A 9,782-nucleotide genomic window follows, 5' to 3' on the forward strand; every position below is an offset into this window, starting at 1 on the left:
CACTGAAGAATTCCTGCGCTACTTCACCCCGGCACCCGGTGACGGGCGGACCTTCTCCGACGACGTCGAGATCGAAGGAACACAGTTCAAAGAGGGTGAGCGGTTGTGGATCTCCTGGGCGATGGCCAACCGCGATCCCTCCGTGTTTGTCGAGCCCAACAAGATCATTCTCGATCGTAAAGGTAACCGGCACTTCAGCTTCGGCCTCGGCGTGCATCGCTGCATCGGCTCGAATGTGGCACGGACGGTATTCAAATCCATGCTGACCGCGGTGCTCGACCGGATGCCGGACTACGAGTGTGACCCCGAAGGTACCGTTCACTACGAGACCATCGGCGTCATCCAGGGCATGCGACACCTGCCGGCGACATTCACCCCCGGCCGCCGACTCGGCGCGGGTCTCGACGAGACCCTGGAGAAGCTGCAGCGCATCTGCGACGAGCAGCAACTGGCGCTGCCGATCACCGAACGCAAAGACGCCGCGGTTATCGACTGAGCTAGGCCCCGCGCGGTGCCGTTCAGCCGGTGGGCAATCCGAGCACTCGCTGCGCGATGATGTTGCGCTGAATCTCGGAGGTGCCGCCGGCGATCGTGCCGGAGAAGCTGCGGGCGTATCGCTCGAACCAGCTAGCGAAGTAGTGGTCGAGATTCATCGGCGCGTACGGACCGGTCAACGCGGGGTGCATCAGGCCGTCGGGTCCCGCTGCGTGTATGGCATTTTCACATGCCTGCCGTTCGGCTTCGGAGCCGAGCAGCTTGAGCACCGACAGGGCGGGCACATCCTCCTCCCCGCGGGCGGCCCGGGCCAGAGCCACCGACCCGAGCAGGCGGAGTGCCTGATAGTCCATCAGCGTGGTGGCGTACTGGTCACGTTCGAGTGCGTTGGTGGGATGAAAGTCCGCAAGGACATTGTCCAACCGATCGGCGAACCCCAACCACATCATCGTGCGTTCGTGTCCCAGCGATCCGTTGGCGACCCGCCAGCCTTGGTTCAACGGCCCGACCAGGTTTTCGGCGGGCACTCGCACGTCGGTGAAGAACACCTCGTTGAAGTCCAGGTCATCCTGCCCGCAGATGGACGGGAACGGCCGGCGCGCCACGCCGGGGGTATCGGTGGGAATCAGTAATACGCTGATGCCTTTGTGCTTCGGCGCATCGGGATCGGTGCGCACGAACGTCAGCAGCACGTCGGCGTCATGCGCCCCCGAAGTCCAGACCTTCTGGCCGTTGACCACGAAATCATCGCCGTCGCGCACAGCCTTGGTTCGCAACGACGCCAGATCCGAACCGGCGCTGGGCTCACTCATCCCCAACGAAGCAGTGATCTCGGCCCGCAGGATCGGCACCGCCCAACGCTGTTTCTGATCGTCGGTGCCGAACGAGATCAGCGACGCCGCAATGATATTCACGCCCTGCGGGTTGAAGCTGTGGTAGATCCGCCGCTGGCACAGCTCTTCCAAATAGACATACTGCTGCAACACCGTGGCGTTTCGGCCGCCGAACTCCGGCGGCTGAGTGGGCAGCAGCCAGCCGTTGTCGAACAGCAGCCGCTGCCAGCGGCGCGCCCAAGCCGGCATGTGCGACACCGACTTCGGCCGTTCCAGCGCCTCAGCCGCCGTGGCAGGCACGTGCTCGTCGAGGAAGGCGACGAACTCAGCACGGAACGCCTCGACATCGGGATCAAAGGTGAGCTGCACGGTACTCCTCGGTAATCATCGCCCGGTGTTCGGCGGCTCCGCCGAGCATGAGCTCGCCCGCCTTGGCCCGCTTCAGCGCGAATTGCAGATCGTTCTCCCACGTGAAGCCCATCGCGCCGAACAGTTGCAGGCCGTGGCGAAACACCAGCGACTGGCACTCACCAGCAGCCGCTTTCGCCATTGCGGCCGCCAGCCGCCGCCGCGGGTCGTCCTCGGCAATCGTCAATGCTGAGTAGTAGGCCAGTGCCCGCGCCCGCTCCACCGCGACATGCATGTCGGCGGCCTTGTGCTGGACCGCCTGGAACGAGCCGATCGGCACCCCGAATTGGTGACGGCTGCGCACGTGGTCGAGCACCAGATCCAGAATGCGTTGGCAGGCGCCGACCATCGTCACGGCCATACCCATCAGCGCGATATGACGCGCCCGCTCGACATCAACGCTGACCCGCGCGGTGTCGGGCACCCGGACCCCGCTGAACGTCAGGTCGGCGACATGTAACACCGGGTCGAACACCGCACTGCGTCGCCTGGATACCTGCCCGGCCACCTCGGCAGCGCTGACGACCAACACCGCGGCGTCGGTCACCACCGCCAACCACTCGGCGCGGTCCCCGTCCAGCACATGCTTCGCCGTACCGTCCAACGCCCAATCGTCGCCATCCCGGTGCGCTGTCACCCCGGTGTAGACGGCGGTTCCGGAGGCCTGCGGGTCGAACCGATCCGCGGCCAACGGCGCGAACTGGCTCATCGTCGCCAGAAACGGGGTCGGATCGGTGGCGCGGCCCAGCTCTTCCAGCACGATGGCCAGTTCGACGGCGGTCTCCGGATCGCTCATCTCGGTCCAGCCGTGCTCCACGTAGGCCTTCCAGACTGGGGTCGGGTCTACGCCGTCCTCGGCGATGCCTCGGACCAGCGCCGGTGGGCATTGCTTGCCAACGGCATCGCGCACTGTTTCCTGCCAAAGCCGCTGATCGGCGTCGAATTCCAACAGCATCCCGGCCAGCTCCTTAGATCAGTTAACGTGCTGTGAGAATACTATTCTCTTATTAGCACAGTAACAATCTCGCCGAGAGTTAGCTGTAGGCGATCGTGATGTCGTCGTCGCCCATCCAGTGCACGAACCGCTGTAGCGGATACATCGCGTCGTGCGGGCTGCCGAGAGCGTGCGCGTTCGCGGTTCCCAAGCGGCACAGCCGCTGGGCACCGGCGCTGGCCAGGCGGTCGCGCATTTGGGCCTTGCGCTGGTGGGGATAGACGCCGATGGTTTGGGTGGCCACGTTGACGTAGCGGACCGCGTCGTCGAGTGAGTCGACCATGACGACGTTCGAGGTCTTGTTGGACGGGAGGAACTCCACGGGCTCCTCAGACAGGATCACCAGTCCGCGTCCGTCGAACCCGCCCCAGATCTTGACATCACCCATCGCGTTGATGACCTCGACCTCGTCGCGCACCTCCGCCGGAACGGGCGGAGCAACCGCCGAAGCGAAGTCACGGTCGACGCCCAACCGCGGGGCGAGTTTGGCGCAAAGCGCCTCGACTTGATCCCGCTCGCCTTCGACGAAGGCGTACCGGCTGGCCAAGCAGGCCTCCTGGTTGAACACCGTGGTGTCGGCGGCCAGCCGCTCGGCGACCTCGGCAACGGTGTCTTCCGAATCGAATGCCTCGCGCCCGACCATCGAGATCGATGACTTGGGATCGAACGAGATCAGCTGGATACCCGGCCCCAGATATTGGATGACGTTGTTGATCGCATCGCCGCCACCCCAGGCGACGATCTTGTCGATGTACTGCGGCCGGCAGATGGTTCGCTCGATGGCGGTGTCACCGCCCTGCCAGTAGACGGCCGACATCGAACGCACGACGGGGTGGCTCGGGTCGATTTCAGCCATCGTGCGCAGCACCGCGACGGTCGTGAGCGGGTCGCTGGACGGCATCTTGAAAATGTTGACCGCCTTGACAAGTGCGCCCTGCGCTATTGAGGCAACACATCCCGACGGCGCGTTTCCGGCCAGCATGTGCACCATCCGGGGAGGAAAAGCCCGAACCGCTAGCTTGCTGCCGTGCGGGTCGACTCGCTCAACCCAGCCGTCGAGAGCGTCGCGGCGGGGGAAGTTCGAATCGATCATGCTCTCGAGGACGTGCCTGCTCAGGTAATAGGGCGCCTCCCGGTAGAGGTTCTCCACGACGCGTCGCGGCAGCGGATTCGTCGCCGCGATCAACTCCAGACATTCTTGAAGGTACGGATTGCGATCCAGACGCAAACGCTCACCGGCCTCCACCAGGAAGTCGATGATCTCCGCGAGTTTGATATCCAGTAGCGGCGGCAGCTGGGCGCGCGGCATGATCAGGGCATCGAGATCAATTGCGGGAGTGGCGAAGTCAGCGCCGAGGTCTCGGGAGCGATGGCGAACCGCGTCGCCGTGAACCAAAACGCCCTGCACGAAGTGCGGCGCCGATAGCGTGCTCATGCCACACCCCGCACGTAGGCGTCGATGCTGCCGGCGCACGTGATCTTGTCACCGCCGGGTAGGTCCGCGTAACGCGTGATATCCCGCCCGACGGTTGGACCCTGATGGCCGCACCCGCATTTGGCGAAACTGACGCTGACCCGGTCGCCGCTGATGACGCCACCCCATCGCCCTTCGATCGAAGTATCGAAAAACGCTGCACGGGAATCGATCTCATCGACGCCGGCGTCCAGCAGCTGCTCGCCGTTGGTGTCCAGAGGCAACATGATCACCCATGGTGAGATGTGGTAGCGGCCCGCATGACACAGCGGAAAGGTCGCGTTGATCTCACGCATGCTGTACATGTGGTAGAGCCGCTCTTGGGCGACGTTGAACGTCTCCAGGACGTATTCGCGGTAGTTCGGCGGTAGCACGGCGCCCTTGAGCCCGCCGGCCACCATCATGGCGTTGTTCGAGTGAAAATCACTGCCGCCGTGGCCTTTTTCCCGAATGCCTTCTGCGATCTGATACAGGGTGGCGAACATGCCGGTCGCCAGGAGGGGCAAATCCCGGGCCGCGATGACCGCGTCGATCGCCTTCTTAGCCGAGGTATCCATGTCGGCGGCCCGCTGGGTTGCGATGCGCTCGAACTCGCTGATTTCGCTGGGGCGTGCCGTGCCGTCGGCGAGTTTTCGCCGCAACGTGATGATGTCCACCATCGAACCGACCGTGATCGGCTCGCCGTCTCCGAACTGGTACGGCTCGTAGCGTGTCGAGAACGCGTCGACCATCGCCTGCCGGATCGCGTCTTCGCGCGGGGCTGCAAACTGCGGGCCGAGCCCGAGGAATTTGCGGTCCTCACCACGACGCAGACCCGTGGCCCACAGCAGCGCTTCGATATTGACTTTCGCCGCAAGTGCAATGTCGCCCTCGGTACAGCTGAGCATTGCGGGCTTGCCGGTCGTGCCGCTCGAGCAGGACAGGTAGTGCCCGACGGTCTCCAATTGCTTGATCCAGTCGTCGAGTGTCTTCACCCCATCGGTGTCCAGGCCTTCGACGGGGCGGGTCGAGACGGTGGCCAACCACTTGCCCATCCGGTCCCAGCGCTGCTCGTTGAGCCATCCTTCGACGTAGGTCTTATATGTCGTGTGCGCGAACAGCAGCGGCACCAGGTCGGCGGGCTTGCTGATCTCCTTCACGCCGGCCGATTCCGCGCGGTTGGCCAGTAGCCCGATCTCGCCGATCTGGCTCTGCAGTCGTTCGTTCGCCGCTTGCAGCTGGACGGGCAACAAATCAGCGGGCGCGATGTCGAAGCAGTCGTCCGCCCCGACGAAGTCCACCAAGCGCTGGATTGCAGGTGTCATCCATTAAGTAAACATCGGCGTATATTATTGTCAAGCCGCGCACGGCGGCGAATGTCACCTCGGCAGAATGCCGCGCAGAAAAAGGTTCACCGCGTGCTTCAGATGGCGCTCTTCTTGCCGTCGGCTGCGGAACACGCCGAAGTCGGCCAGCCGGGCAGGTAAGGCCTCGACCAGAGCGAGAAAATGCTCAGCCGCGAGCTCGATGTCATCCACGTCGATGTCTCCCGCGGCCTGATAGCGGCGAAGCAGCTCCATGACTTGGCGCTGCCGACGCGACCAGCCGAGAGTGTCAGCGCTGACCGCGAATTCGGGAAAGCGGGGCGATTCGTTCATCGCCATCCGGTGCAGCCGCACGGTGTCGGGGTCGAGTGCCCGCTTGAGCGCACCGCGGCCGATCGCAAGCAGCGCAACCTCAAGGTCATCGCCGTCGTCGATATACGGAGTCGAATCGCGCTCCACGCTGCGGCTCAAAGCCCAGGGGATGACGTCGAGGAACACCGCGCGCTTGTCCGGATACCGAGCGTAGAGCGTGCGCTTGGTGATACCCGCCGCTTCAGCGATCATCTCCATCGTCGCCCGGTCGTAGCCGTGCTCCAAAAAGGTCGCGACGGCTGCATCACGCAACTTTCGATCGAGTTGCGCGGCTTGGGCACGCGTCGGTCGTCCTCGCCGTGCCGTCGTCACGTACGAAAGTGTACGTATCGGTGTACTTAAAATTCGCGCTAGTCGGGGTGCTGAGCCCGGAAATGACATCGTTCGATCAGGATTTCGGCCAGCCGCCTGGGCTCGCTGTACATCAGGTCGTGGCAGGTGTCGATGCAGATCAATGTCTCGACGCCGCCGAGCGCCGAGATGCAACCGCGCTGCTGGCGCACCGACAGCGCACGGTCCCGCAAGGTCATGATCCAGGTCCGGGCAACCTCGTCGGGCAGATCGCGGCGATCTACCGCCTCGGCGATCACACGCGGGGACTCCGCATAAATACGCGCCAGCGCGAACGCGCGCTGATCCTGCGACATGCCGTTGCAGAAGGCGAAATTCGCCGCGGCAATGGGCATTTTGAACGACTTGTTGATCCGGACGCCCATGCGTGCCAGCGGGGCGAGCGGCCCCCTCAGCACGTCCACCACCGACAGCCCCTCGGGGGGAACGAAGGCGGCCGCCAAGATCAGCTCGCGCACCCGGGACGGGCCGAGCCTGGCCACCACGCCGGGAACGGTGATCCCCGCCATTGAATGTCCGACTAGAACAATGTCGTGAAAGCCGGCCTTTTCTACGTCGGCGACCACCGAGTCCACCCAGCCTGCCACGTTAACCGTCGCGAGATCCGCGGGGTTGCGACCGCGGCCGGGTAGGTCCACCGCCAGGACGCGTAGTTTCGGTTCCTGGCAGGCCAATTCAGCGATCGTCAGCTCCCAGCAGTCGGCAGCATGCGCGCCGCCGTGAACCAGCACTAGATCCGGCAGTGTCATTTGGGGACGACTCTACGACTCGCGAGCCTAGGCTTGACAGAAATATACAGCAGTGTGTACTTGTAAATCTTGGCAATCACAGAGTCGTTCATCAACGGCGAGTCGGTGGCCTCGGCGGAGTGCTACGACAACGTCGACCCATCCACGGGCCTAACGCTGGGGCCGGTGGCGCGCGCCGGCGGTGACGAGATCGATCGCGCCGTCAGCGCGGCCCGACAAGCGTCCAAGACCTGGCGACAGACATCACCACAAGCGCGAAGCTCACTGTTGACGCGGATCGCCGACCTCATCGAACAACATCACGAGCGGTTGGCTGCGATCGAATGCGAAGACACTGGCAAGCCACTAAGCCAAGCGCGCACCGATGCTCTTGTCGCGGCGCGGTATTTCCGTTTCTACGGCCATGCAATCGAGACCTACTACGGCGAAACCATCCCACTGTCAACAGATCTCCACGTCTACACCCGCCGCGAGCCGCTGGGCGTCAGCGGCCACATTATCGCGTGGAACTATCCGATGCAGTTGCTGTCCCGGGCGGTTGCGCCCGCGATCGCCGCCGGCAACTGTGTCGTTGTCAAGCCCGCTGACGAAACACCCCGCACCGCAGTGCTGTTCGCGCACCTAGCTGTGCAAGCCGGTCTGCCCTGCGGCGTGTTCAATGTGGTGACCGGCATCGGCGCCGAAGCCGGCGCCGCGCTGGCGGCACACCCGGAGGTCGACCACATCGGCTTCGTCGGATCAACTCAGACCGGGTCGGCTGTCGCGCACGCCGCTGCCGATCGGGTCGTCGCGACCACTCTTGAATTGGGCGGCAAATCTCCGCAGATCGTGTTTCCCGATGCCGACCTGACCCGCGCAGCAGACTTCACCGTCAAGGCGATCCTGCAGAACGCCGGCCAAACCTGTTCGGCCGGGTCTCGCCTGCTGGTGCATGATTCGATCCACGACGGACTCGTCGACTTGGTGCGCCAGCGTTTACTGCGGGCCACTATGGGACCCGGTATTCAAGACAAAGACATCGGCCCGCTGATCTCGCGGAAACAGCAGCACTGGGTGCAGTCGATGCTCGCCGAAAACGTCAAGGGCGAAATCCTCTGCGGCGGACGGGCTCCGGAAGAGCAAGGCCTTGCCGAAGGCGCATACTTCCTGCCGACTTTGATCGACGCCGTCGATCCGGCGTCTGCCATCGCGCAGGAAGAGATTTTCGGCCCGGTACTGACCGTGAACAGCTTCGTCGACGAGGACGAAGCGATCGCGCTGGCCAACGGCACACAATACGGCTTGCTCGCCGCCGTGTGGACGGCCGACATCGCCCGCGGGCACCGACTGGCTGCCGAAATCCGGGCTGGCCAGGTCTATGTCAACACCTACGGCGCCGGCGGCGGCGTTGAATTGCCGTTCGGGGGCTTCAAGAAATCCGGATACGGGCGCGAGAAGGGCTACGAGGCACTCGACACGTTCACCGCGACGAAGACCGTGGTTGTCCGGCTCGATTAGAGGGAGAGGACGATTGGACCGACCAACGTATGACAAGGGGCTGGAAATACGGTCCGCTGTATTGGGCGAGGCGTATGTCAACAAGGCCCTGACCGAGGCGGACGACTTCACCAAGCCCCTGCAGGATCTTGTTACCGAGTACTGCTGGGGTGCGGTGTGGGGACGAGACGGGCTCGCACTGAAGACCCGCAGCATGCTCAATCTGGCCATGATTTCGGTGCTGAACCGACCACACGAGTTGCGCACCCACATCAAGGCGGCACTGACGAACGGTGTTACTCGCGACGAGATTCGCGAGGTCTTCCTCCAGGTCGCCATCTACGCCGGTGTGCCGGCCGCGGTCGACAGCTTTCGCATCGCCCGGGAAGCGTTCACCGAACTAGACCAAAGCTAGGCGGGCGATGGTGGAGATCGGATTCATCGGCCTGGGCAACATGGGTTTTCCCATGGCGCAGCGGCTTATTCACGCAGACCATCGGGTCATCGCGTTCGACACGCGCGCGGAAGCTCTCGCTCGCGTCGTCGCACTCGGTGCGCGGGCGGCGTCGTCGCCCAAAGAGGTGGCCGACTCCGCGGAGACGGTGCTGGCCAGCCTGCCCTCCCTGGATGCCGCACTCAGCGTCGCGACCGGCGCCGGCGGCGTGATCGAGGGCTCGCGGGTCAAGCGGTATGTCGACCTGTCAACGGTCGGCAGCCGAACGGCGGTGCAAATCCATGACCTGCTGGCCCAACGGAACGTCGTTGCGATCGACAGCCCGGTCAGCGGCGGCGTCACCGGAGCCCAAAAGGGCACACTCGCCGTGATGGTGTCCGGGCCACGTAGCGAGTTCGAGATCGTGAAGCCGGTGCTCGAGACCCTCGGCAGGCTTTTCTACATCGGCGGGCAGCCGGGTTCGGCGCAGACAATGAAGCTGGCCAACAACATCTTGGCGGCCACCGTTTTGGTAGCGACATCAGAAGTCGTCGTCATGGGGGTCAAGTCCGGCTTAGACGCCGGCGTGATGATCGATGTGCTCAACGCGGGCTCCGGCGGGACGAGCGCGAGTCGAGACAAGTTTCCGCGCGCGATCCTTCCACGCACATTCGACTACGGCTTCGCCACCGGGTTGATGGTCAAAGATGTCGGGCTTTATCTCGACGAAGCGAAAGCGCTCGGTGTATCCGCCGAAGTCGCTGCAGCCGTTGGCCGGCTGTGGGAACTCGCTTTGCGCGATCAGGGCGCCGAGTCCGATTTCACGACGGCGATCAAACCGATCGAACAAGCCGCCGGCGTCATTGTGGGCCACGCCGCGGAATGAAATGGAC

Annotated in this window: 10 protein-coding genes; 4 read left to right on the forward strand and 6 right to left on the reverse strand. The window is 64.0% G+C overall.

Translation table 11 applies throughout. The annotated features are described in order from the left end of the window. A partial coding sequence (locus tag VEI45_RS01130; protein ID WP_324849290.1) for a cytochrome P450 occupies positions 1-496 on the forward strand: 496 nt, incomplete at its 5' end. A 22-nt stretch (positions 497-518) separates the two neighbouring features. Here VEI45_RS01130 and VEI45_RS01135 read toward each other — a convergent pair. The 6 genes from VEI45_RS01135 to VEI45_RS01160 form a co-directional block, all read right to left on the reverse strand. After that, entirely contained in the window at positions 519-1,697 is a 1,179-nt protein-coding gene (locus VEI45_RS01135; RefSeq protein ID WP_324849292.1) for an acyl-CoA dehydrogenase family protein, read from the reverse strand. Continuing rightward, a complete protein-coding gene (locus tag VEI45_RS01140) occupies positions 1,681-2,691 on the reverse strand; it encodes an acyl-CoA dehydrogenase family protein (protein WP_324849294.1) in 1,011 nt (336 codons plus the stop codon). Before VEI45_RS01140 ends, VEI45_RS01135 begins: the two co-directional genes overlap by 17 nt. A gap of 79 nt (positions 2,692-2,770) precedes the next feature. Further along, positions 2,771-4,165, reverse strand: coding sequence for an acyl-CoA reductase (locus tag VEI45_RS01145; protein WP_324849296.1), 1,395 nt, complete (start codon positions 4,163-4,165; stop codon positions 2,771-2,773). Continuing rightward, positions 4,162-5,508, reverse strand: coding sequence for a hypothetical protein (locus VEI45_RS01150; protein WP_324849298.1), 1,347 nt, complete (start codon positions 5,506-5,508; stop codon positions 4,162-4,164). Before VEI45_RS01150 ends, VEI45_RS01145 begins: the two co-directional genes overlap by 4 nt. A 54-nt stretch (positions 5,509-5,562) precedes the next feature. Further along, complete coding sequence (locus tag VEI45_RS01155; protein ID WP_324849300.1) at positions 5,563-6,192, reverse strand: TetR/AcrR family transcriptional regulator; 630 nt, start codon at positions 6,190-6,192, stop codon at positions 5,563-5,565. A 38-nt stretch (positions 6,193-6,230) separates the two neighbouring features. Continuing rightward, a complete protein-coding gene (locus VEI45_RS01160; RefSeq protein WP_324849302.1) occupies positions 6,231-6,980 on the reverse strand; it encodes an alpha/beta fold hydrolase in 750 nt (249 codons plus the stop codon). Between the two features lie 69 nt (positions 6,981-7,049). On the opposite strand from VEI45_RS01160, the gene VEI45_RS01165 reads away from it, so the two are divergent. The 3 genes from VEI45_RS01165 to VEI45_RS01175 are packed head-to-tail and all read left to right on the forward strand — an operon-like array spanning position 7,050 to position 9,775. Then, the gene (locus VEI45_RS01165) at positions 7,050-8,477 is read left to right on the forward strand and encodes an aldehyde dehydrogenase family protein (RefSeq protein ID WP_324849304.1); all 1,428 of its coding nucleotides are present in this window, start codon (positions 7,050-7,052) and stop codon (positions 8,475-8,477) included. 13 nt (positions 8,478-8,490) lie between these two features. Continuing rightward, the gene (locus VEI45_RS01170) at positions 8,491-8,871 is read left to right on the forward strand and encodes a carboxymuconolactone decarboxylase family protein (protein WP_324849306.1); all 381 of its coding nucleotides are present in this window, start codon (positions 8,491-8,493) and stop codon (positions 8,869-8,871) included. 10 nt (positions 8,872-8,881) lie between these two features. Further along, positions 8,882-9,775, forward strand: a complete 894-nt coding sequence (locus VEI45_RS01175) for an NAD(P)-dependent oxidoreductase (protein WP_324849308.1) — start codon at positions 8,882-8,884, stop codon at positions 9,773-9,775. Positions 9,776-9,782 lie beyond the last annotated feature (7 nt).

The organism is Mycobacterium sp. (assembly GCF_035623875.1).
Lineage (GTDB): Bacteria > Actinomycetota > Actinomycetes > Mycobacteriales > Mycobacteriaceae > Mycobacterium.